The sequence below is a fragment of the Streptomyces sp. genome (assembly GCF_019510245.1).
Classification (GTDB): domain Bacteria; phylum Actinomycetota; class Actinomycetes; order Streptomycetales; family Streptomycetaceae; genus Streptomyces.
On the sequence record NZ_JAEKKT010000138.1, the window covers coordinates 41,155 to 64,604 of the forward strand.

Annotated in this window: 22 protein-coding genes; 13 read left to right on the plus strand and 9 right to left on the minus strand. The window is 72.1% G+C overall.

Annotated features, from left to right (window positions below):
* Nucleotides 1-58: 58 nt before the first annotated feature.
* The gene (locus JF597_RS21460; RefSeq protein WP_293997067.1) at nt 59-1,507 is read right to left on the minus strand and encodes an MFS transporter; all 1,449 of its coding nucleotides are present in this window, start codon (nt 1,505-1,507) and stop codon (nt 59-61) included.
* A 159-nt stretch (nt 1,508-1,666) separates the two neighbouring features.
* Between JF597_RS21460 and JF597_RS21465 the strand changes: the two genes are divergently transcribed.
* Nucleotides 1,667-2,233, plus strand: coding sequence for a TetR/AcrR family transcriptional regulator (locus tag JF597_RS21465; RefSeq protein ID WP_293997070.1), 567 nt, complete (start codon nt 1,667-1,669; stop codon nt 2,231-2,233).
* 34 nt (nt 2,234-2,267) lie between these two features.
* Here the strand turns inward: JF597_RS21465 and JF597_RS21470 are convergent, their stop codons facing one another.
* The 7 genes from JF597_RS21470 to JF597_RS21500 form a co-directional block, all read right to left on the minus strand.
* On the minus strand, nt 2,268-3,446 hold the full coding sequence (locus JF597_RS21470; protein WP_293997226.1) for a TerD family protein: 1,179 nt from the start codon (nt 3,444-3,446) through the stop codon (nt 2,268-2,270).
* Nucleotides 3,447-3,534: 88 nt separating this feature from the next.
* Nucleotides 3,535-4,524 (minus strand): zinc-dependent alcohol dehydrogenase family protein, encoded by a 990-nt coding sequence (locus tag JF597_RS21475; protein ID WP_293997073.1) that lies wholly within the window; start codon nt 4,522-4,524, stop codon nt 3,535-3,537.
* Nucleotides 4,521-5,366 carry a carbohydrate ABC transporter permease gene (locus tag JF597_RS21480; protein WP_293997076.1) on the minus strand — a complete coding sequence of 282 codons (846 nt, stop codon included), beginning with the start codon at nt 5,364-5,366 and terminating at the stop codon, nt 4,521-4,523. Before JF597_RS21480 ends, JF597_RS21475 begins: the two co-directional genes overlap by 4 nt.
* Nucleotides 5,363-6,298: a carbohydrate ABC transporter permease gene (locus JF597_RS21485; protein ID WP_293997079.1), complete on the minus strand. Its 936-nt coding sequence runs from the start codon at nt 6,296-6,298 to the stop codon at nt 5,363-5,365. Before JF597_RS21485 ends, JF597_RS21480 begins: the two co-directional genes overlap by 4 nt.
* Nucleotides 6,295-7,674 (minus strand): sugar ABC transporter substrate-binding protein, encoded by a 1,380-nt coding sequence (locus JF597_RS21490; protein ID WP_293997082.1) that lies wholly within the window; start codon nt 7,672-7,674, stop codon nt 6,295-6,297. Before JF597_RS21490 ends, JF597_RS21485 begins: the two co-directional genes overlap by 4 nt.
* Before the next feature lie 76 nt (nt 7,675-7,750).
* Nucleotides 7,751-8,521 (minus strand): DeoR/GlpR family DNA-binding transcription regulator, encoded by a 771-nt coding sequence (locus JF597_RS21495; RefSeq protein WP_293997085.1) that lies wholly within the window; start codon nt 8,519-8,521, stop codon nt 7,751-7,753.
* A gap of 295 nt (nt 8,522-8,816) precedes the next feature.
* Nucleotides 8,817-9,626, minus strand: coding sequence for an NAD(P)-dependent oxidoreductase (locus tag JF597_RS21500; protein ID WP_293997088.1), 810 nt, complete (start codon nt 9,624-9,626; stop codon nt 8,817-8,819).
* Between the two features lie 264 nt (nt 9,627-9,890).
* Between JF597_RS21500 and JF597_RS21505 the strand changes: the two genes are divergently transcribed.
* Together JF597_RS21505 and JF597_RS21510 are read left to right on the plus strand one after the other, a co-directional pair.
* Entirely contained in the window at nt 9,891-10,832 is a 942-nt protein-coding gene (locus tag JF597_RS21505; RefSeq protein ID WP_293997091.1) for a 5-dehydro-4-deoxyglucarate dehydratase, read from the plus strand.
* 29 nt (nt 10,833-10,861) lie between these two features.
* Complete coding sequence (locus tag JF597_RS21510; RefSeq protein ID WP_293997229.1) at nt 10,862-12,019, plus strand: hypothetical protein; 1,158 nt, start codon at nt 10,862-10,864, stop codon at nt 12,017-12,019.
* On the opposite strand, the gene JF597_RS21515 is transcribed toward JF597_RS21510, so the two are convergent.
* Nucleotides 11,962-13,197, minus strand: a complete 1,236-nt coding sequence (locus tag JF597_RS21515) for an MFS transporter (protein ID WP_293997094.1) — start codon at nt 13,195-13,197, stop codon at nt 11,962-11,964. The two genes, JF597_RS21510 and JF597_RS21515, sit on opposite strands and share 58 nt — an antisense overlap.
* A 232-nt stretch (nt 13,198-13,429) precedes the next feature.
* Between JF597_RS21515 and JF597_RS21520 the strand changes: the two genes are divergently transcribed.
* The 10 genes from JF597_RS21520 (at nt 13,430) to JF597_RS21565 (ending at nt 23,430) form a co-directional block, all read left to right on the plus strand.
* A complete protein-coding gene (locus JF597_RS21520) occupies nt 13,430-13,837 on the plus strand; it encodes a DUF6010 family protein (protein ID WP_293997097.1) in 408 nt (135 codons plus the stop codon).
* 46 nt (nt 13,838-13,883) lie between these two features.
* Nucleotides 13,884-14,465, plus strand: coding sequence for a TIGR03086 family metal-binding protein (locus tag JF597_RS21525; RefSeq protein ID WP_293997100.1), 582 nt, complete (start codon nt 13,884-13,886; stop codon nt 14,463-14,465).
* Nucleotides 14,466-14,516: 51 nt separating this feature from the next.
* Nucleotides 14,517-15,269, plus strand: a complete 753-nt coding sequence (locus JF597_RS21530) for an MBL fold metallo-hydrolase (protein WP_293997103.1) — start codon at nt 14,517-14,519, stop codon at nt 15,267-15,269.
* A 207-nt stretch (nt 15,270-15,476) separates the two neighbouring features.
* Nucleotides 15,477-16,133 (plus strand): GntR family transcriptional regulator, encoded by a 657-nt coding sequence (locus tag JF597_RS21535; protein ID WP_293997107.1) that lies wholly within the window; start codon nt 15,477-15,479, stop codon nt 16,131-16,133.
* Nucleotides 16,130-17,041 (plus strand): dihydrodipicolinate synthase family protein, encoded by a 912-nt coding sequence (locus tag JF597_RS21540; protein ID WP_293997110.1) that lies wholly within the window; start codon nt 16,130-16,132, stop codon nt 17,039-17,041. The genes JF597_RS21535 and JF597_RS21540 overlap by 4 nt, the downstream gene beginning before the upstream one ends.
* Entirely contained in the window at nt 17,038-18,783 is a 1,746-nt protein-coding gene (araD, locus tag JF597_RS21545) for an L-arabinonate dehydratase (protein ID WP_293997112.1), read from the plus strand. The genes JF597_RS21540 and araD overlap by 4 nt, the downstream gene beginning before the upstream one ends.
* 100 nt (nt 18,784-18,883) lie before the next feature.
* A complete protein-coding gene (locus tag JF597_RS21550; protein WP_293997114.1) occupies nt 18,884-19,819 on the plus strand; it encodes a carbohydrate ABC transporter permease in 936 nt (311 codons plus the stop codon).
* On the plus strand, nt 19,816-20,700 hold the full coding sequence (locus tag JF597_RS21555; protein ID WP_293997117.1) for a carbohydrate ABC transporter permease: 885 nt from the start codon (nt 19,816-19,818) through the stop codon (nt 20,698-20,700). Before JF597_RS21550 ends, JF597_RS21555 begins: the two co-directional genes overlap by 4 nt.
* 70 nt (nt 20,701-20,770) lie before the next feature.
* Nucleotides 20,771-21,919 (plus strand): Gfo/Idh/MocA family oxidoreductase, encoded by a 1,149-nt coding sequence (locus JF597_RS21560; RefSeq protein WP_293997119.1) that lies wholly within the window; start codon nt 20,771-20,773, stop codon nt 21,917-21,919.
* On the plus strand, nt 21,916-23,430 hold the full coding sequence (locus JF597_RS21565; protein WP_293997122.1) for a glycoside hydrolase 43 family protein: 1,515 nt from the start codon (nt 21,916-21,918) through the stop codon (nt 23,428-23,430). The genes JF597_RS21560 and JF597_RS21565 overlap by 4 nt, the downstream gene beginning before the upstream one ends.
* Nucleotides 23,431-23,450: the final 20 nt, after the last annotated feature.

A 23,450-nucleotide genomic window follows, 5' to 3' on the forward strand; every position in this document is an offset into this window, starting at 1 on the left:
CTGGGCGACCAGCCCCACGTACCGCCAGTTGGCGCACGGCCCCCCGCGACGCGTGCCGTCAGGCTTCCTGCCGCCGCGGGCTCGTGATCACGAACCCCGCCACCAGCAGCGCGGCCACCGCGACCAGCGAGCCGATGCCGAAGGCGCGGGACGCGCCGTGGGTGAGGATGTCGGCCGGTGCGCCCGTCGCGTGCCGGGTCGCCGTGCCGTACACCGTGACCAGGACCGCGAGTCCGAGGGTGCCGCCCAGCCACTGGAGGGTCTGCAGCAGGCCGGACGCGGCACCCGCCTCCCGTGGCCCGATACGGGCGAGGATCGTCGCGTTGAGCGGCATGAAGCTCAGGCCGACGCCCACGCCGAGCAGCAGCAGCGGGCCGAGCAGCCCGGTGGCGTAGCCGTCGCCGGGCCGCAGCCGCCACAGCCAGCCGCCGGCGGTGACCAGCAGGGCGATGCCGGTGAGCAGCACCGGCTTGGTGCCGAGGCGGGCCAGCAGTCTCGGCAGCAGGCGCACCATCGTGAACATGGCCAGGGTCATGGGCAGGAACGCGAACCCGGCGCGCAACGGGCTGTACTCCAGGACCTGCTGGCAGATGAGGGTGAGGAAGTAGAAGGCCCCGAACATGCCCGCGGGCAGCAGCATGAGGGTGAGGTAGCCACCCGCCCGGTCCCGGTCGGCGAACAGCCGCAGCGGCATGATCGGCTGGCCGGCCCGGGACTCGATCAGGGCGAAGCCGGACAGCAGTGCCACGGCGCAACTGAAGCCGAGCAGGGCCCTGACGTCGGTCCAGCCGTCCTCGGAGACCCGGATGAACGCGTACACCAAGGAGGTCATCCCGGCCGTCCCGGTCAGCGCGCCCGCGAGGTCGAAGCGGCCGGCGTGCCGCGGGGTCTCGGCGACGAACCGGGGCAGGGCCGCGAACAGGGCGATGCCGATGGGCACGTTGATGAGCAGGGCCCAGCGCCAGGAGGCCCACGAGGTGAGCATGCCGCCCAGGACCAGGCCGGCGGAGCCGCCGATGCCGGCCACGGAGGAGTAGACGCTCAGGGCGTGATGACGGCGTGGGCCCGGGGGGAAGTTGGTGGTGATCAGGGCCAGGGTGCTGGGCGCGATCAGTGCGGCGCCGACGCCCTGCAGCGCCCGTGCCGTGAGCAGCCAGCCGCTCTCCGCGGCGACCCCGCCGAGCAGCGAGGACAGCGCGAACAGCAGCGCTCCGGCGCCGAGCGTACGACGGCGGCCGACGATGTCGCCGACGCGCCCGCCGAGCAGTAACAGGCCGCCGAAGGCGAGGGTGTAGGCGTTGAGCACCCAGGACAGGCCGGTGCGGCTGAACCCCAGACCCCGCTGGATGTCGGGCAGCGCGACGTTGACGACGGTGGAGTCGACGCCGACCATCATGTAGGCGGTGACGATGACGAGGAGGGCGGTGCCGAGCCTTGCGGGGTGCGCGGAGTCCGGCGGGGCGCCGGTGGCGGTGGACGGGGCGGACGGGCTGGACGGGGCGGACATGAGGTTCTCCCGGTCTGTGCGTCCCCGGCACGGGGCACGGGCAGGTACGGGCAGGCGGACTGCCCGGAGCACGTCGAGCACACGCGATAAGCGGGGACTGTCTCCGTTTAGTGTTCGATAAGATACGGAGAGACTCCCCGGTTCGCAAGGAGTAACTGGATGACGCAGGTCAGGCCCATGCGCGCGGACGCCCGCCGCAACTACGAGCGGCTGCTGAAGGTCGCCGTCGAGGCCTTCGCCGAGCACGGGGAGAACGCGTCGCTGGACGACATCGCCAAACGGGCGGGCGTCGGCTCCGGCACGCTCTACCGGCACTTCCCCACCCGGCAGGCGCTGCTGGAGGCCGCGTTCGTGGACCGGCTGGAGGGACTGGCCGCGAAGGCCGACGAGTTCGCCGCGGAGCTTCCGCCGAGCGCGGCACTGACCGAGTGGCTGAACGAGCTGTGCCTGGCCACCATCCAGGTGCGCGGCCTGAAGACTTTGCTGGGCTCGGCCGTCACGGACGGCAGTTCCGCCACGGTCACGGCCTGCGGCGTCACGGTCCGCGGCGCGGCGACCCGCCTGGTGGACGCGGCGAAGAAAGAGGGGACTCTGCGCCAGGACATCGAGCCGATCGAACTCCTGCGCCTCGCGCACGGGCTGGCCACGGCCTCGGAACTGGCGAACGGGCAGGGCAAGGAGATCCGGCGCTATCTGTCACTGCTCACGGAGGGGTTGCGGCCGTAGCGCCCACGGCCGCACACCCGTCGCCCGACTGGGGTCAGAGCGCCTCCGCCCCCGGCTTCACCATGTTCCGTACCGTGCGGGCCTTCACGAACGAGCCCATCGCGGTCATGTCCCACTCGCCGGAGAACTGCCGGACCAGCTTCGCCATCATCACGCCCGTCTGCGCCTCGGCGTTGGTGAGGTCGAAGCGGACCAGTTCCTCGCCGGTCGCGGCGTCCAGCAGACGGCAGTAGGCCTTGGCGACCTCCGTGAACTTCTGGCCGGAGAAGGAGTTGACGGTGAAGACCAGACCGGTGACCTCCGGCGGGATCCGGCCGAGGTCCACCGCGATCACCTCGTCGTCGCCGCCTCCCTCACCGGTGAGGTTGTCGCCCGAGTGCTTGATCGCGCCGTTGAGGATGGACAGCTTGCCGAAGTAGCAGCTGTCGACGTGGTCGCGCTGTGGGCCGTACGCGATGACCGACGCGTCCAGGTCGATGTCCTTGCCCCGGAACGCCGGCTCCCAGCCGAGGCCCATCATGACCTGGGAGAGCAGCGGGCGGCCGCCCTTGACCAGGGACACTGTCTGGTTCTTCTGGAGGCTGACCCGGCCCTTGTCCAGGTTGATCTTCCCGGCGCCGGGCGCGGGCGGAGCGGGCGGTGCCGGGGGAGCGGCGGGCGGGGCCACCACCGTGGGAGCCGCCGGCTGGGGCGCCGCCGGCTGGGGGGCGGCCGGGGCCGGTTCCTCCACCGTCACGCCGAAGTCGGTGGCGATGCCTGCCAGGCCGTTCGCATACCCCTGGCCGACGGCGCGGGCCTTCCACGCGCCGTTCCGCAGGTAGATCTCCACGATCACCAGGGCCGTCTCCGTGCCCAGCTGCGGAGGCGTGAAGGTGGCCAGCACCGAGCCGTCGTCCGCGTTGCGGATCGTCGCCGTCGGCTCGATGCCCTGGAAGGTCTGGCCTGCGGCGTCGGGGCTCGCGGTGACGACGATCTTCTCGATGCCGGGCGGCACGGCCGACGTGTCGACGGTGATCGCGTCCGGGGCCGTACCGCCGCCGGAGCGGTACGTCACACCCGGGCCGCCGGGCTGGTTGTAGAAGATGAAGTCGTCGTCGGAGCGCACCTTGCCGTCGCCCGTGAGCAGCAGGCCCGACACGTCGAGCCGCACGGGGGCGGTGACGTCCACCGCCACCCGGGAGACCGGCAGAGGGATGTTCGAGCCAGGGGTCATAGCTGTCATGCCGGGTGAACGAACGACCTGGCTTTACCGTTCCCTTAAACTTCCACGGCACCGTGACTCCTCCACGGCACCGCAGCCCTTACGGCACCACCACGATCTTCCGTCCCACGCCCGACGCGAACTGCTCCAGCGCCTGCGGGTAGCTGTCGAGCGGCAGGCGGTCGCTGATGAAGACCTCCGGATCCAGAACCCCGTTCGCGAACAGCTCCGCCGCCCGCTCGTAGCTGTGCAGGACGGCCATGGAGCCGGTGATGGTGATCTCCTGGTTGTAGATGCGGTACGGGTCGATCGTCACCCGGGTCGCGTAGTCGGCGACGCCGAACTGGAGGAACGTACCGGCCTTGGCCACCCGGCCCAGGCCGTCCTGGATCGCCGCCGCGTTCCCGGTCGCGTCGATCACCACCTCCCAGCCGCGCGGCCGGTCCAGCTCGTCCGCGTTCGCGGCGGTCGCCGAGACGCCCAGCCGCCGGGCTGTCTCCAGGCGGGCCGGGTTCAGGTCGACCACGTCCACGCTCGCCGCGCCGGTCCGCTTGGCCAGCTCCAGCATCATCAGGCCCATAGTCCCCGAGCCGTAGATGAGCACATGTGCGCCCAGCCTCGACTTCAGGACGTCGTAGCCGCGTACCGCGCACGACAGCGGCTCGACCAGGGCCGCGTCCTGGGTGCGGACGTGCTCGGGGAGCTTCACGCAGTTGGCCACCGGGGCCACCGCGTACTGGGCGGCGCCACCCGGCACGGTCACGCCGATCGCGGCCCAGCGTTCGCAGAGGTTGTTGTGGCCGTCCCGGCAGTAGCGGCACTCGTGGCAGTACAGGGACGGGTCGACCGCGACCCGGTCGCCGATCGCCACCTCGGTCACCCGGGAGCCGACGCCGACCACCTCGCCGGCGAACTCGTGACCCGGCACGATCGGCAGCTTGGGCGCGAACTCGCCCTGGAGGATGTGCAGATCGGTCCCGCACAGCCCGCACGCGGCCACTTCCACCACGACCTCGCGGGGGCCGGGTGCCGGGTCGGGGACCTCGGTGACGACGGCACGGCCCACGGACTCGATGACGGCGGCCTTCATTTCACGGCTCCAAGCGACAGGCCCTGGACCAGCTTGTCCTGGGCGGCGAACCCCGCGGCGAGCACCGGCAGGGAGACGACGAGCGACGCGGCGCACACCTTCGCGAGGAACAGGCCCTGGCTGGTGATGAAGCCGGTCAGGAAGACGGGGGCGGTCTCGGCGACCACGCCCGTCAGGACTCGGGCGAAGAGAAGTTCGTTCCAGCTGAAGATGAAGCAGATCAGCGAGGTGGCGGCGATGCCGGGCAGGGCGATCGGGGCGACCACGCGCGCGAGGATCGTCGGCAGGCGGGCGCCGTCGATCTGCGCCGCCTCGATCACCGCGACCGGGACCTCGGCGAGGAAGGACTGCATCATCCACACCGCGATCGGCAGGTTCATGGAGGTGTAGAGGATGACCAGGAACCAGATGTTGTCGAGCATCCCCGTGTTCTTCGCGAACAGGTAGATCGGCAGCAGCCCTGCCACCACCGGCAGCATCTTCGTGGACAGGAAGAAGAACAGGACGTCCGTCCACTTCTTCACCCGCCGGATCGACAGCGCGTAGGCCGCCGGGAAGGCGAGGACGAGCACGAAGAGGGTCGAGACGATCGAGGCGACCGCCGAGTTGACCAAGGCGGGCCAGGGGCTTGCGCCGCCGCCCGCGCCGAAGAACTCGCGGTAGCCGTCCAGGGTGAGGGCGGCGCCGAAGGAGGGCGGGTTGGTCGCCGCGTCCGCCTCGGAGTGGAAGGACGTCAGCGCCATCCAGGCGATGGGGAAGAAGAAGACGATGCCGACCAGCCAGGCCACCAGGCCGATGCCGAGACCCCGGTGCTGCCGTATGCGAAGGGCGATGGTGCTCATGCGCGGGACACCTCCTCGCGGAACAGGGACGACACCACGCGCAGGGCGAAGGTCGCGATGACGATCGAGCCGATGACGACCAGGACGCCGGCGGCCGAGGCGAGGCCGTTCTCGTGGGCCTGGTAGAAGCTCTGGTACACGGTGTAGGGGAGGTTGGCGGTGCCCAGGCCGCCGGAGGTGATCGTGAAGACCGCGTCGAAGTTCTGGACGATGTAGATGCAGCCGAGCAGGGCGCCGAGTTCGAGGTAGCGGCGCAGGTGCGGGAGCGTCAGATGACGGAAGATCTGCCATTCGCCCGCGCCGTCCACCCGCGCGGCCTCGATCTGCTCGGGGTCACGGCTCTGCAGCCCGGCGAGCAGGATCAGCATCATGAACGGTGTCCACTGCCACACCAGGGCGGCTTCGACCGCCAGCAGCGGGGTGCCCGAGATCCAGTCGGGCTGCGGTCCGCCGACGTAGTGCAGCAGGCCGTTGAGGAGCCCGTATTCGGGGTTGTAGAGGACGTGTTTCCAGAGCAGGGCGGCAGCCACCGGGACCACCAGGAAAGGGGCGATCAGCAGGGTGCGGACGACGCCCCGGCCGCGGAACCGGTTGTTCAGGAGCAGCGCCAGCGCGAGGCCCAGGACCAGGCTGACCAGCACCACCGTGACCGTGAGGAGCACGGTCGTCCACACCGAGTGGCGCAGGTCGGCGTCGGTCAGGACCTGGCGGTAGTTGTCGACGCCGGCGAAATGACGGGCGTTCGGGTAGAGGGCGTTCCAGTCGAAGAAGGAGATGACCACCGTGGCCACGAAGGGCAGCTGGGTCACGAGGATCATGAAGACCAGGGCGGGCAGCAGGGGTGCCCGGGTGGCCCAGGCGCGCAGGCGGGCGGAGGGTGGCCGCGTGGCGCGTGCGGGTGTCGCTGCGTAGGGGGCTGTCGTCGCGGTCATCGTCCCTCGTACTCCTTGGAGATCTTCTCGGCGAGCTGCTGGGACTTCTTGAGGGCCGAGTCGACGGACTGCCGTCCGGCGATGGCCGAACTGATCTCCTGGGAGACCTTGGTGCCGAGATCGGTGAACTCGGGGATGTCGACGAACTGGATGCCGGGCGCGGGCCGCGGCTGTACGCCGGGGTCGTTCGGGCGGGCGCTCTCGATGGCCTCCTTGGTCATCTCCTGGAAGGCCGCGGCCGACCTGACGTAGTCCGGGTTCGTGTACGTCGACGCCCGCTTGCCCGCCGGGACGTTGGACCAGCCGCCGGTCTGGCCGCCGCTCCGGCCGACCAGTTCCTCGTACTCCTTGCTGGACGCCCAGGAGACGAACTTCCAGGCCTTGTCCGGGTTGCGGGAGGCCTTCTGGATGCCCCAGGCCCAGGTGTAGAGCCAGCCGGCGGACCTGGTCTGCTCCACGGGCGCCGGGACGTAGCCGAGCTTGCCCCTGACCGGGGAGCCGTTCGCCTCCAGGAGGCCGGCCGCGCTGGTGGCGTCGTACCACATGGCGACCTTGCCCTGGGTCATGTTGTTGAGGCACTCGGCGAAACCGGACTGCGGGGCGCCGGACTCGCCGTGCCTGCGGACCAGGTCGACATAGAACTTCGTCGCCTTCTCGAAGCCGGGCGCGTCCAGCTGCGCCTTCCAGTCCTTGTCGAACCAGGTACCGCCGAAGGTGTTCACGACCGTGGTCAGCGGTGCCATCAGCTCGCCCCAGCCGGGCAGGCCGCGCAGGCAGATGCCGCGCATGCCGGACCGTGCGCCGTCCACCTTGGCGGCGAGGTCGGCGACCTGCTGCCAGGTGGGGTGCGCGGGCATCGTCAGGCCCTTCGCCGCGAACACGTCCTTGCGGTACATCAGGAACGACGACTCGCCGTAGAAGGGCTCGCCGTAGAGCTTGCCGTCGTCGGCGGTCAGGGACTCGCGCATCGGCTGCAGGACGTCCTGCTGGTCGAAGCCCGGGTCCTTCGCGACGTAGGAGTCCATCTCGTGCAGCCAGCCGTTGCGGGCGTAGATCGGTATCTCGTAGTTGGACAGGGTGGCCACGTCGTACTGGCCGGCCTGGTTGGCGAAGTCCTGGCTGATCTTGTCGCGGACGTCGTTCTCGGGCAGGACGGTGAAGTTGACCTTGATGCCGGTCTCCTTGGTGAAGCGCGGGGCGAGCTTCTGGAGTTCCGTCATCTGGGGGTTGTTGACCATCAGCACGTTGATCGAGTCGCCGCCGGAACCGGACCCGCCCGCACCGACCCAGCAGCCGGAGAGCAGCGGGGCGAGCAGCGTCCCTGCGGCGGCCATGGCGAGTGTGACGCGCGGCCTCCGTCGGCTCGGGGTTCGCATGGATCGCTCCTGGAGGAATCGGGATATATGGGGCAGTGATGGGTGTGGAGTGCCCTCGGAGGGGGGCGGTGGTGGATCAGACCCGGATGACCTGCGGGCCCAGCAGGGAGTAGCGGTGGGCCTCGGCCGTGGGGAGCAGGGTGCTCGTCACGATCGCCTCCAGGGCGCCGATCTCGGCGAAGCGGCAGAAGCTGACGGCGCCGAACTTGGTGTGCACGCCCGCGAAGACCGTCCGGCGCGCGGCCCGTACCGCCTGCGCCTTGACCTCGCTGACGGCGGGGTCCGGGGTGGTCAGCCCGTGCTCGCGCGAGATGCCGTTGGCGCCGATGTAGGCGAGATCGAGAACGAATCCGGCGAGCATCTTCGTCGTCCAGTGGTCGACGGTGGCCAGCGTGCCGGCCCGGACCCGGCCGCCCAGCAGCAGGACCGACATGTTCTCGGTCTCGGCCAGTGCGCCCGCGACCGGCAGCGACGCCGTGACCACGGTCAGCGGCCGGTCCGTCGGCAGCGATTCGGCGATGAGCCGGGGGGTGAAGCCCTCGTCGACGAAGACGGTCTCGGCGTCGCCCAGCAGTTCGGCGGCGGCCGACGCGATCCGCCGCTTCTCCGGGACGTGGCTGGTCGACCGGAAGGCGAGCGTGGTCTCGAAGCCGGCGCTCTCGACGGGATACGCGCCCCCGTGGGTACGGCGCACCAGGCCGTGGTCCTCCAGGGCGCGCAGGTCGCGCCGGATGGTCTCCTTGGCCACGCCCAGCGCGGAGGCGAGCGCGGTGACGTCGACGGAGCCCGTGGCGCGCGCGGCCCGCACGATCTCGCGCTGGCGTTCCTCCGCCGTCTGCGTGCTCATCTCGTCACCCACTTCCTCGTGGAACCGCACGGGGCCTGCTCGGGCCGCCTGGAGCTGCCCGTTCGGGCCATGCAGCAAGTTCTACAGCGGGGGTGCGAGGCTGACCAGGCCTGTTGCGGGCCCGATACTGCCCGTGTGTGCCCGTTTGCGGGGCGGAGCGCCCGCCTCGGACCTGCGCGGCTGCCGCGGAAGGGGTGGGACCGGGCGGCCCGGATGCCCGAACACGGCGGCGGGCGGGCCCGTTCGGTGCCCGCCCGCCGCCGTGGGCGACCGTTTTCCGCCGCCCGGCGTGCTGCTAGTACGGCCAGACGGGCGGGTCGTCGACGAAGCGGCCGCCGAGGTGGGTGTGGGCCGGCTTCGCCGGGTCCAGTTCGCCGTGCTCGGCGATCAGCTTCGCGGCGAACTGCTCGGAGTCGTCCTGCGGCTCGTAGCCGAGCGCCCGCGCGGAGCTCAGGTCCCACCACAGCCGGGTGTTGGCGGACGAGCCGTAGACGACGGTGTGACCGACCTCCTCGGCGGTGAGCGCCGCGTGGAAGAGGCGGGCGCCGTCGGCGGGGCTCATCCACACCGAGAGCATCCGCACGTCGGCCGGCTCGGCGAAGCAGGAGCCGATGCGGACGGAGACCGTCTCCAGGCCGTGCTTGTCCCAGTACAGCTGGGCGAGGTCCTCGCCGAACGCCTTGGACAGGCCGTAGAAGGTGTCCGGGCGGCGCGGGGTGCCGACCGGGATGAGCGGCTCGCCCGCCGTCGGCGCCGGGGTGAAGCCGACGGCGTGGTTGGAGGAGGCGAAGACGATGCGCGGCACGCCGGCCTCGCGGGCGGCCTCGTACAGGTTGTAGGTGCCCTCGATGTTCGAGCGGAGGATCTTCTCGAAGGGCGCCTCCAGGGAGATCCCCGCGAGGTGCAGGACCGCATCCACCCCGCGCACGGCGGCCCGCAGCGCGTCCTTGTCGCCGAGGTCGGCGGTGATCGCGTCCGGTTCGCCCTCGACCGGGCGCACGTCGAACAGGCGCAGCTCGTAGCCGTACTCGGGGAGCAGGGACCGCATCAGGGTGCCGAGTCCGCCGGCGGCACCGGTGAGCAGTAGCGTGCGGGGCGTGGGCATCCACAGTCTCCTTGGATCGGCGCCGGTCGTGTCCGTGTATGGAATTCACATTCATGGACACGCTAGGGAGATGGGGCGCACCGAGTCAAGTGTGCCGTGGAGTGCGGAAATCCGCTCGACAGTTGGTCGTTTGTCGCCTTGACCGGCCCTAAGGGCGCCTCGTAACGTGGTCGCGTTCATGAATATGGACGCCGATCAGGGACATGCATCAGAGACATGCATCAGCAGCACGATCTGCGTCGACCGCCTCGACAGGGAGCGCCCGTGACGCCAGCCCCTCTCGCCGCCCGGCTCCGTGACCCGCGCGGGCCGCTCTTCTTCCCCGTCACCGCCTACGGCCCCGACGGCTCCCTCGACCTCGACGCCTACCGCGAGCACGTCCGGCGGGGCGTCGCGGCCGGTGCCGCCGCCGTCTTCGCCTGCTGCGGCACCGGGGAGTTCCACGCGCTGCTCCCGGAGGAGTTCGAGGCCTGTGTGGGCGCGGCCGTGGCAGCGGCCGACGGGCAGGTCCCGGTGGTGGCCGGCGCCGGCTACGGCACCGCACTCGCCGTACGCTACGCGCGTCTCGCCGCGGCCGCGGGCGCCGACGGCCTCCTCGCCATGCCGCCCTACCTGGTGGTCGCCGGCCAGGAGGGCCTGCTCCGGCACTACCGCGAGGTGGCGGCGGCCACCGAACTCCCCGTGATCGTCTACCAGCGCGACAACGCCGTGTTCACCCCGCCCACCGTCGTCGAACTCGCCCGCACCGAGGGCGTCATCGGCTTCAAGGACGGCCTCGGCGACCTGGACCTCATGCAGCGCATCGTCAGCGCCGTCCGCACCGAGGCCCCCGGCGACTTCCTCTACTTCAACGGCCTGCCCACCGCCGAACAGACCCAGCTCGCCTACCGGGCCATCGGCATCAGCCTCTACTCCTCCGCCGTCTTCTGCTTCGTCCCCGAGATCGCCCTCGCCTTCCACGCCGCCCTGCGCGAGGGGGACCGCACGACGGCCGAGCGCCTGCTGGACGGCTTCTACCGCCCGTTCGTCGAACTCCGCGCCCAGGGCCGGGGATACGCCGTCTCGCTGGTCAAGGCCGGCGTACGGCTGCGCGGCCTGGACGTCGGCGAGGTCCGCCCCCCGCTGCACGAGCCGGCCGAGGACCACGTGAAGCAGCTCGCCCGGCTGATCGAGCGCGGATACGCACTGCTGGAGGAGAACGCGTGACGCACGCCGCAGCGAGCCGGGCGGGGCGGCTGAAGGCCTCGGCGTTCGTGTACCCCTGGGACGTCAACGGCGACCCCGCGGCCGCCGGCCGCATCGCGGCGCTCGGCGTCGACCAGGTGACCCTGGCCTCCGCCTACCACTCCACCCGCGCGCTGACCCCCCGCCACCCCCGCCACCGCATCGTCACCGCCGAACACGCGGCCGTCTACTACCCGGCCGGCGACCGCTGGACGGGCCGCGAGCTGCGCCCCCACCCGGCCGGCGACTGGGCCCCCGGCGACGCCCACGGCGAAGCCGCCGACGCCCTGCGCGGCGCCGGCCTCGAAGTCCACACCTGGGTGGTCCTCGCCCACAACTCCCGCCTGGGCGCCGAGCATCCGGACACCTCCGTCGTCAACGCCTACGGCGACCGCTACCCCTGGGCCCCCTGCATCGCCCAGCCCGCCACGCGCGCGTACCTGGCCGACCTCGCCGCCGAGGCCGCCGTACGCCCCGGAGCGGCCGGTACCGAACTGGAGTCCCTCGGCTGGTACGGCCTCCAGCACCTGCACGCCCACGACAAGACAGCCGGGGTCGGCCTGGGGGACGCCGGCCAGTACCTGATGGCGCTCTGCTTCTGTCCCGCGTGCCGGACCGGATACGGCGAACAGGGCCTGGCCGCCGACGAGCTGGCCGCCGCCGTACGGGAGGCCCTGGAGCCGCTGTGGCGGGGCACGGGCGACGACGCCGGCTGGCCGACGGTGGAGAAGCTGCTCGGCGCCCCGGTGGCGGCGGCCACGCGCGCGTGGCGCGACGGACAGGCCCGCACGCTCCAGGAGACGGCCGTGGCCGCGGTGCGGGCGGCGGCCCCCGAAGGCTTCCAGGTGCTGCTGCACGCCGACCCGGTGACGTACCACTGCGGAGCCAACGCCGGCGTGGACCCGGCCTGGATCCTCTCCGTGGCAGACGGCGTCGTGGTCCCCTGCACGGGCGGTACGGCCCTGCTCGCGCCCTTCGCCGGACATGCCCGGGCGGACACGGTCCTGGCCGCCAACCTCACGGTGGTCTCCGGGATGGGCGGCAGCCCCGGCACCCTCGCGGCCGACGCGGACCGCGCCCGTGCCCAGGGTGCGACCGAACTGCGGCTGTATCACGCCGGGTTGGCGTCCGACGGGGACCTGGCGGCGGTGCGGGAGGCGCTGCGCTGAGCCAGTGCACCGGCGGTGAGGAACAGCGCCCCGCCGAAGACCGGCAACAGCAGCCGGTGGTCGACGAGTTCGACCAGGGCGGCCCCCACGGCCAGTCCGGCCACGTTCGGTGTGAACATCAGCGTGTCGGCCGTCGCGGTCGCCCGCCCCAGCGCGGCGGCCGGGACCTCGCGCTGTACGGCGGTGTAGGCGGCGATCAGCACACAGGGAAGGCCGAATCCGCCGGCGAGGCTGCACGCGAGCAGTGCCATGTCACATGGCACCACCCGCCCGGCCACCGCCACCGCCGTCAGCGCGATCCCGCACGCCGCGAACCGCAGCTCCCCGAGCCGCCGCAGCGCGGGCCCCGCGACCAGCCCGACGCCGACCGAGCCGACGCCCTGGACGGCGTACATCACCCCCGTGTAGGCGGGGGAGTGACCGAGGGCGGCCACGACGGCGTAGTTCATGCTGCTGCCGAGCGAGGCGAGACACATCGTGGCGCCCCCGGCGCACACCAGCGGCCGCAGGGCCGGATGTGCCCGGAGCAGCCGGACCCCCTCGGCCGCCCGCCCCCGCCGGCTGCCGGGCGCCGCCCGTCCGGGCCGCTCCTCCCGCACCCGGAGCAGCGCGCACAGCCCTGCCGCCAGCACGAAGGTGCCGGCGTCCAGCAGCGCCACGCACGGCCCGCCGTACGCCGTGTACAGCGCGGCGCCGGTCAGCGGGGCGACCAGCTTCATGCCCTCGCGGGCGGTCATCCGCAGCCCGTTGAAGTCGCCGAGGAGCGCCGGGTCGACGGCTGCGGCGACCAGCGCGGAGCTCGCCGCGTCCTCGACGACGCCCGCCGCGCCGTAGAGCACGAGGACGGCGAGGAGCAGCCAGACGGAGGCGGGGGAGGAGACCGCGCACAGGGGCAGCAGGAGAAGGGCGAGGGCGAGGTTCGTACGGATCACCAGGGGTTTGCGGCGGACGCGGTCGGCGAGGCCCCCGAGGACGGGGCCGAGCAGGGTGGGGGCCCAGAGGGCGGCGGTGCAGAGGGCGGCGAGTCCGTCGGAGCCGGTGAGGTCCTTGACCCACACACCGGACACGAGCCAGAGCGCGGAGGTGCCGAAGCCGGACACCAGGACACCGGCGAGGTACAGCGCGGCGTTGCGATCGCGCAGCAGGCGGGCCACGGCCCACGAGGTGGTGGTCGTCATGCCTGGTCATCGTGGGCCTAAGGCGGGGGTGCGGGGATCGGGCAGGTGCCTTAGAAGGACGCCGGGAGGACGCCGGAAGGACGCCGGAAGGAGGCCGCAGAGACACGGGAACGGTGCCGGAGACGTCGGTGGGCAGACCGCCGGACCGGTCCGGGCCGCCCGGCGGGAATCCGTCGGAACCCGTCGGCGATGCCCATGGGGCGGCTGCGGCCGCGACCCTGGCGTCGGCCTCATGCGCTACATCGCACCGATCCTCATCGGTCTCGGCTACGTCCTCCTCATGTCCCTCGTCCGCGAACCGCACCGGCGCCGCTTCAACGCGCTGATGGTGGCCGGGGCGGGCGCCGCGTACCTGAGCTGCGGCGGCCTGGGCGGCTGGGAGTTCGCGTTCACCGCACTCGCCACGTATGTCGCCTACCGCGGCCTGGACTCCTGGACCTTCATCGGCGTCGGCTGGCTGATGCACACGACGTGGGACATCGTCCACGACATCAAGGGCTCGCCGCTGATCCCGTTCCTCCTCGACTCGTCGTTCGGGTGTGCGATCTGCGACCCGGTGATCGCGCTGTGGTGCTTCCTGGGCGGGGTGTCGGTGTGGCGGACCGATGAGTTTCGGAAGGCCGCGCGGTCCACCTCCTGACGGAGACGGAGCAGACGACCGAACCGGCGCACCGGGAGGCAGCACGATGACTGGTACCACCATGATCGACCTCGGCCCGCAGACGAGGATCGTGGCGGAGCTCGCGGAGCGGGTGACGGACGGGCAGCTCGCGGTGCCGACGCCGTGTCCGGACTACGCCGTCCGCCACCTGCTGGGCCATGTGGCGGGCCTGTCCGTGGCCTTCCGGGACGCGGCCCGCAAGGACCTGGGCGCCACCACCGACCACCGCCCCGACGCGGCGCTGCCGGTACTCGGACCGGAGTGGCGGCAGGAGCTGCCCAAGGCGCTGGACGCACTGGCGGAGGCCTGGCGGGACCCCTCGGCGTGGGACGGCATGACGCGCGCGGGCGGGGTCGACCTGCCGGGCGAGGTGGCGGGCGCGGTCGTCGCCGACGAACTGGTCGTCCACGGCTGGGACCTGGCCCGGGCCACCGGACAGGAGTACGTCCCGGATCCGGCGGCCCTGGAGGCGGCGTACGGCTTCCTGCGGATGGCGGCGAACGGCGACCGCGGCCCCTTCGGCCCCCTCGTGCCGGTGCCGGAGGGCGCACGGCTGCTGGACCGGGCGGTGGGGCTGAGCGGCCGGGACCCGGGCTGGAAGCCGTAAAAGGACGCAAACGGTGAGCGGGAGGGGGCCGGGATACGTACTCTCCTCGCCATGCCCTTGAGCCTCACCGTCCTCGGCACCGCCTCCCCCTACCCGCGGCCCGGCCGCCCGTGCTCCGGTTACCTGGTGCGGGGCGGCGGCGCCGAGGTGTGGGTGGACGCGGGGACCGGGACCTTCGCGGAGTTGCAGCGGCACACGGATCCGGCGCGGCTCACGGCGATCTGGCTCTCGCACCTGCACGCGGACCACAGCGCTGATCTGCCGGCCGCCGCCTACGCGTACGCCTTCGGCGGCCTGACCCCCGCCGCACCGATCCCCGTCTACGCGCCCCAGGAGTGCGCGGCACGCCTGGCGGGCTTCTTCGGCCGGCCGGACCCGGGCTTCCTGGGCGGGGTCTTCGACTTCCGGCCCCTGTACGACGGCCATGCCGTCCAGCACTGGAACCTGCGGCTCACCGCCCGGGCGGTGGCCCACGACACGGAGGCCTACGGGCTGCGCGCCGAGTGCCAGGGAAGCGTGCTGGCGTACTCCGGCGACAGCGGCCCGTGCACGGCCCTGACCGAGCTGGCCACCCGGGCGGACGTCTTCCTGTGCGAGGCCGACCTCGACCGGCATCGCGAAGGCGAACGGGTACACCTGACCCCGGAGGACGCGGGACGGACCGCCCGGGAGGCGGGAGTACGGGAACTCCTCATCACCCACGTGGGCCCCGCCCTGACCCGGGAGACGGCGGCGGCCCGGGCGGGGGCGGTCTCGGGACGGCCCACCGGCGTGGCCCGGGAGGGGGAGACGAGGGGTTTCTGAGGCGGCGGCCGGAGAACCGTCGCCGCGGCCGGGCCCATGGGCCGGCTCCCCCTCACTCGCCACCTCTGTCAGAAGCATTGACGAAACCCGGCCACCCTCCTACCTTCGTCCGCGTCGTACTTCGTACGTCATATATGAGACGCGATATGCGAGATCAGATACGTCAGATCGGGCCCCGCGCCTGATACGTGACCCCGAGAGGCGCGCATGACCTCTGTGCCCCTGCCGATTCCGTCGCGCACGCAGTTCGTGCTGGACGCGATCAAACACCGCATCCTGACCGGTCTGCTCACGCCCGGTCAGGCCCTGGTGGAGACCGAGCTCGCCGCGCAGTTCGGGGTGTCCAAGACCCCCGTGCGGGAGGCGCTCAAGACCCTCGCCGGGACCGGGCTGGTCGTGATGAGCCAGTACAAGGGCGTCACGGTGCGCATGGTGGACGCGGACATGGCGCGGGAGGTCTACGACGTACGGCTGCTCCTCGAACCCGAGGCCCTGCGGCGGGCCGTGCGGCGCGGCGCCTCCCTCGACGCCGCCCGCGACGCCCTCACCCGCGCCGACGACGCCACCGACACCGCCGAACGCTCCCTCGCCAACCGCGACTTCCACCGCGCCCTCTACCTCCCGTGCGGCAACCCGCTCCTCGGCCGGATGCTCGACGAGGTCCGCGACCAGGCCGCCCTCGTCTCCGCCGTCGCCTGGGCCGCCTCCCCCTCCTGGGAGCAGGAGGCGGGTGAGCACCGCGAGATCCTGCGGCTGGCGCTGGCCGGCGACGCCGACGGCGCCGCCCGCACCCTGCACACCCACATCGCGTCCTTCGTCGACCGGGCGTTCCCCCGGACAGCCGACCAGGAAGGCCGGGAATGAGCAGCGTGGCGTTCGAGACCCAACGGGCGGCCCTGGCCGACGTGGTGGCCATCCCGGTGACCCCCTTCGCCGCGGACGGCAGCGTCGACCGGGACGCCCACCGGGCCCTGCTCCGCCGGCTCCTCGACGGCGGGATCCGCACCCTCACCCCGAACGGGAACACCGGCGAGTTCTACGCCCTGACCCCCGAGGAGCGGCGGCTGGTCACCGAGCTGACGCTCGACGAGGCCGGGGACCGGGCGGTCGTCCTGGTCGGGGTCGGGCACGACATCGCGACCGCCGTCGCCGCCGCCCGGCACGCCCGCGAGCACGGCGCGCAGATGGTGATGGTCCATCAGCCCGTCCACCCGTACGTCTCGCAGGCCGGCTGGGTCGACTACCACCGTGCCGTCGCCGCGGCCGTCCCCGAGCTGGGCGTCGTCCCGTACGTCCGCAACGCCCAGCTTGCCGGCGCCCGCCTCGCCGAACTCGCCGACGCCTGCCCCAACGTGATCGGCGTCAAGTACGCCGTCCCGGACGCCGCCAAGTTCGCCGCCTTCGCCCGGGACGCGGGGCTCGACCGCTTCGTCTGGGTCGCCGGGCTCGCCGAGCCCTATGCCCCCTCCTACTTCTCGGCCGGCGCCACCGGCTTCACCTCCGGTCTCGTGAACGTCGCCCCGGCCGTTTCGCTGGACATGATCGAAGCGCTTCGATCCGGCGACTACCCGGCCGCCATGAAGGTCTGGGAACAGATCCGCCGCTTCGAGGAACTGCGCGCGGCCAACGGCTCCGCCGACAACGTCACCGTCGTCAAGGAGGCCCTCGCCGCCCTCGGCCTGTGCCGCCGCGACGTCCGCCCGCCCAGCAGGCAGCTGCCGGAGGAAGGGCGCGCCGAGGTCGCCGCCATAGCCGCCGGGTGGTCCCTGTGAGCCCCGGTGAGAACAGCCCGCGCAAGCGGCCCGAGGAGCTCCGCAGCCACCAGTGGTACGGCACCGAGGGGCTCCGTTCCTTCAGCCACCGCGCCCGCACCCGCCAGCTCGGCTACCTCCCCGAGGAGCACCTCGGCAAGCCGGTCATCGCGATCCTCAACACCTGGTCGGACATCAACCCCTGTCATGTGCACCTCCGTGACCGGGCGCAGGCGGTGAAGCGGGGCGTGTGGCAGGCGGGCGGATTCCCGCTGGAGTTCCCGGTCGCCACCCTCTCCGAGACCTTCCAGAAGCCGACCCCGATGCTCTACCGCAACCTCCTCGCCATGGAGACGGAGGAGCTGCTGCGCTCGTACCCGGTCGACGGGGCCGTGCTGATGGGGGGCTGCGACAAGTCCACCCCGGCCCTTCTCATGGGCGCGGCCTCGGTGGACCTGCCGGCCGTCTTCGTGCCCGCGGGACCCATGCTCCCGGGCCACTGGCGGGGCGAGGTCCTCGGCTCGGGCACCGACATGTGGAAGTACTGGGACGACAAGCGCGCCGGTCTCATCGGCGACTGCGAGATGACGGAGCTGGAGAGCGGGCTGGCCCGTTCCCCCGGCCACTGCATGACCATGGGGACGGCCTCCACCCTCACCGCCGCCGCCGAGGCGCTCGGCGTGACCGTGCCGGGCGCCTCCAGCATCCCGGCCGTCGACTCCGGGCACGACCGCATGGCCGCCCGGGCGGGGATGCGGATCGTCGAACTCGTCCACCGCGACCGGCGGCTCTCCCACCTCCTCACCCGCGACGCCTTCGAGGACGCCGTCACCACCGTCCTCGGGCTCGGCGGCTCCACCAACGCCGTCATCCACCTCATCGCCATGGCCGGCCGGGCCGGGGTACGGCTCACCCTCGACGACTTCGACCGCATCGCCCGCACCGTGCCCGTCCTCGCCAACGTCCGCCCCGGCGGCCGGACGTACCTCATGGAGGACTTCCACTTCGCGGGCGGCCTCCCCGGCTTCCTCTCCCGCATCCCCGACCTGCTCCATCTCGACCGGCCGACGGTGTCGTACGACACCTACCGCGAGCAGCTCGCCGGCGCCCGGGTCCACGACGACGACGTCATCCGGCCGCGCGGCAACCCGGTGGCCGCCGAGGGCGGCGTCGCCGTGCTGCGCGGCAACCTCTGCCCCGACGGCGCCGTCATCAAGCACATCGCCGCCGAACCGCACCTGCTGAAGCACACCGGTCCAGCGGTCGTCTTCGACGACTACCGGACCATGCAGCGCACCATCAACGACCCCTCCCTCGGGATCACCGCCGACAGCGTGCTCGTGCTGCGCAACGCCGGGCCCAAGGGCGGCCCCGGCATGCCCGAGTACGGCATGCTGCCCATCCCCGACCACCTGCTCAAGCAGGGGGTGCGGGACATGGTGCGGATCTCCGACGCCCGGATGAGCGGCACCAGCTACGGCGCCTGCGTGCTGCACATCGCACCCGAGTCGTACGTCGGCGGGCCGCTCGCCCTGGTCCGCACCGGGGACTCCATCACCCTGGACGTCGCGGCCCGCACCCTGCGGCTCGACGTGGCGGAAGCGGAGCTGGCGCGGCGCCGGGCCGCGTGGACACCGCCGCCCGCGCGGTACGAGCGCGGGTACGGCGCGCTCTACGACCAGCAGATCACCCAGGCCGACACCGGCTGCGACTTCGAGTTCCTGGCCCGGCCGGGAGAAGTCCCGGACCCGTACGCGGGCTGACCCCCGACCGCCTCGACGGAGATCGTCGAAGCGCTTCAACCACGTGCATGTAGCAAGCGCTTCCTGCACCCGCTGTAACCGATGGGAACGGAGAACAGTCATGGCCCAAGCCGCAGCCGTGGCGAAACCGCCCGCGCCACCCCGGCGGCGCCGTGCCTCCGCGACGCCGCGCAGGCTGCCGTACCTGCTGGTCGCCCCGGCGGCCCTGCTCACGCTGGGGTTCATCGCCTACCCGGTGCTCAGCGTCTTCTACTACAGCCTGCAGAACTACAACCCGACCAAGCCCTGGCGGAACGGGTTCGCGGGCTTCGGCAACTTCACGCAGGCCTTCGCGCACGACCCGCAGTTCTGGGACACGCTGACCTTCAGCGCCCAGTGGGTCGTGGTGGAAGTCGGCCTGCAGCTGCTGTTCGGGCTCGCGCTCGCGCTGATCGTGAACCAGACCTTCGTGGGACGGGCACTGGGACGGGCGCTGGTCTTCTCGCCGTGGGCCGTCTCCGGCGTGCTGACCTCCGCGATCTGGGTGCTGCTCTACAACTCCCAGACGGGCATCACGCGTTACCTCGCCGACGCGGGCATCGGGTCGTACGGCACCAGCTGGCTCTCCGACCCCTCGACCGTCTTCCCGGCGGCCGTGGTCGCCGACCTGTGGCGGGGCGTGCCGTTCTTCGCGATCCTCATCCTCGCCGACCTCCAGTCCGTCTCCAAGGACCTGTACGAGGCGGCGGAGGTCGACGGCGCGAGCCGCCTCAAGCAGTTCCGGCACATCACACTGCCGCACCTCAAGGACGCCATCGTCCTGTCCACGCTGCTGCGCGCGGTGTGGGAGTTCAACAACGTCGACCTGCTCTACACCCTGACGGGCGGCGGCCCGGCGGGGGAGACCACGACCCTTCCCCTCTACATCGCCAACACCAGCGTCGACGCCCACGACTTCGGCTACGCGTCCGCGCTGACCACGGTGGCCTTCGTGATCCTGCTCTTCTGCTCGATCGGCTACCTGCGGCTCAGCAAGTTCGGAGGCGAGGCGAAGTGATCACCGAGATCGCCCCCGCGGCCACCCCCGCCGTGACCGAGCCCGCCCGGCCGGGAAAGAAGCGCCGCGCCTGGGACGAGGTCCCCCGCTGGCAGATCTACCTCCCCCTCGGGATCTACCTCCTCTTCACCCTGGTCCCCTTCTACTGGATCCTGCTCTTCGCGCTCCGCCCGGCCGGCTCCACCTCGCTCGTCCCCTGGCCGGTCACCTTCGACCACTTCCAGAAGGTGTGGACCGAGCGCAGCTTCGGCACCTACTTCACCAACAGCGTCTACGTCGGCGTGTCGACGCTGCTGCTGACCACGGTCGTCGCGCTGGCCGGCGGCTACGCCCTCGCCCGCTTCGACTTCAGGCTCAAGCGCGGCTTCATGCTGGCCCTGCTCTGCTCCCAGTTCGTGCCGGGCGCGCTGCTCCTGGTCCCGCTCTTCCAGATCTTCGCCAAGCTCCAGATGATCAACTCGCTCGGCAGCGTCGTCATCGCCGAGACGGTCTTCCAGCTCCCGCTGTCGATGATCCTGATCAGCGGCTTCATCAGGAACGTGCCGTACTCCCTCGAGGAGGCCGCCTGGGTCGACGGCTGCAACCGGCTCACCGCCTTCCGGATCGTCGTCCTGCCGCTGCTGCGGCCGGGGCTGGTCGCGGTCGGCTCCTTCGCCTTCGTGCACGCCTGGAACCACTTCCTGTTCGCCCTGATGTTCCTCTCCGACCAGAGCAAGCAGACCATCCCGGTCGGCCTCAGCACCCTGATGAGCGCCGACAGCGTGGACCTGGGCGCGCTGGCCGCGGGCGGGATCATCGCCGCCGTACCCGTCGTGATCGTCTTCGCCTTCATCCAGAAGTGGCTGATCACCGGCTTCAGCGCGGGGGCGGTGAAGGGATGAGACACCTCGCGGACGGACCGGGGCAAACGCTTACCCTGCACCCAAAGATCGACAACGCAGGGAGGACGCCGTGAACTCTTCACCCATCGACCTCGTTCTGGCCGGGGCGCGCGGCCACGGCCGCTGGCACCTGGAGAACATCCGCCGGCTCCAGGAGAAGGGGATCGTACGGCTCGCCGGGATCTGCGAGCTGACCCCGCTGGGCGCGGACGAGCTGCCTCAGGGGCTCGGGCAGCCCGCCCAGGCCGCCGACTTCGGCGCCCTGCTCGACGCGACCGGCGCCCGGATCGCCGTGGTCTGCACGCCCATCCCCACCCACACCGACCTCGCCCTGACGGCCGCCGAGCGGGGCGTGCACCTGCTCCTCGAGAAGCCGCCGGCGCCGTCGTACGCCGAGTTCCGGCGGATGGCCGACGGGGTCGCGAAGGCCGGCGTGGCCTGCCAGATCGGCTTCCAGTCGCTCGGCTCGCACGCCGTGCCCGCGATCCGGCGGCTGATCGCGGACGGTGCCGTCGGCGACGTGGTGGGGGTGGGCGGCGCGGGCGCCTGGGCCCGCCCGGAGGCCTACTACCGGCGGGCACCCTGGGCCGGCAAGCGGCGGCTGAACGGCGTCGACGTCATCGACGGGGTCCTCACCAACCCCCTCGCGCACGCCGTCGCCACCGGCCTCGCCCTGCTCGGCACCGACCGCGCAGAGGACGTCAACCGCATCGAGACCGAGCTGCTGCGCGCCAACGACATCGAGTCCGACGACACCTCCTGCGTCCGCGTCACCACCCCGCGCGGCCCGGTCACGGTCGCCGCCACGCTCTGCGCCGAGGAACCGGGGGACCCGTACGTCCTGGTGCACGGCACCGGGGGCCGGATCACCCACTGGTACAAGCAGGACCGGGTGCTGGTGCAGCGGGCGGGCCACGGCCCGGAGGAGATCGAGTACGGCAGCACGGACCTGCTGGAGAACCTCGCCGACCATCTCACCACCGGCGCCGCCCTGCTGGTGGAGCCGGACGCGACCGGCGCCTTCATGCGGGTCGTTGAAGCGATTCGACTGGCCGACGACCCGCTGGCGCTGCCCGCCGACGCCTGGCACCACCTGCCCGGCGACGGGCGCCGGGTCGTCACTGGCATCGACGCACTGGTCGCGGCCAGCGCCGACACCCTCTCCCTCTACTCCGAACTGGGCGCCCCCTGGGCCCCGCCGAACGAGGTGAGCACATGACGGGCGACGGACAGACGTACACCAACCCGGTCCTGAACGCCGACTGGTCCGATCCCGACGTCGTCCGCGTCGGCGACGACTTCTACCTCACCGCCTCCAGCTTCGGCCGCGTCCCGGGCCTGCCCCTGCTGCACTCCCGCGACCTGGTCGACTGGACCCTGGTCGGCCACGCCCTCGAACGCCTCGAACCCGAGGAGCGGTTCACCGCCCCGCGCCACGACCGCGGGGTCTGGGCCCCCTCCTTACGGCACCACGACGACCGCTTCTGGATCTTCTGGGGCGACCCCGACCAGGGCATCTTCCAGATCAACGCCCCGGAGATCAGAGGCCCTTGGAGCCGCCCGCACCTGGTGAAGGAGGGCCGGGGACTCATCGACCCCTGCCCCCTGTGGGACGACGAGACAGGCGAGGCGTACCTCGTCCACGCCTGGGCGAAGTCCCGCGCCGGCGTCAACAACCGGCTCACCGGCCACCGGATGCACCCGGACGGCAGCTCGCTGCTGGACGCAGGCAAGGTGATCGTGGACGGGGACCGGATACCGGGGTGGTTCACCCTGGAGGGTCCCAAGCTCCACCGGCACGACGGCTGGTTCTGGATCCTCGCCGCCGCCGGCGGAGTGGCCACCGGCTGGCAGGGCGCCTTCCGCTCCCGTGGCTTCTTCGGGCCGTACGAGGAGCGGATCGTCCTGGAACAGAAGGACACCGACGTCAACGGACCGCACCAGGGCGGCTGGGTACGGACTCGGGACGGCGAGGACTGGTTCCTGCACTTCCAGCAGCGGGGGGCGTACGGCAGGGTCGTCCACCTCCAGCCGATGCGCTGGGACGCGGACTGCTGGCCGCTGATCGGGGACGCCGGCGCGCCCGTCGCCGTACACCGCAGGCCCGCACTGCCGGCGCAGCCGCCCGCCGCGCCCGCCACCGACGACGACTTCCCGGGCGGGCGGTTCGGCCGGCAGTGGCAGTGGACGGCCAATCCGGGTGCGGGCTGGGCCACCCAGCACTCGGGGGACGGCCTGCGGCTGGCGTGCGTGCGCTCGGGGGATGCGCACGACCTGCGTCGGCTGCCGCACGTGCTGACCCAGCGACTGCCCGGGGAGCCGTGCGCGGTCGAGGTCGAACTGCACCTGGACGGCGCCGGGCCGGGGGCGCGGGCGGGGCTCGCGGTGCTCGGCGATGCCTTCGGCTGGATCGGGCTGGAGTGCGGGCCGGGCGGGGGCGTGCGGCTCGTGCACCGGTTCGCGGAGACCACCGCCGACCGCGAACGCGACGCCGGCCCCGCACGGCCCGCGCCCGAGGGGCGGGCCCGGCTGCGCATCGACATCGGCGCGGGGGCGCGCTGCCGGTTCTCGTACGACGTCGGGGCGGGCCTCGTGCCGTCCGGACCGGTGTTCGCCGCCACGCCCTGGCGCTGGGTCGGCGCCCTGCTCGGCCTCTTCGCCGCCGCGCCCGAGGGACCGGGCGCCGCCGGGGCCGCCACCTTCACGCACTTTCGCGTCACCTCCTGCTGACCCCAGACAGAAGAGAGCCG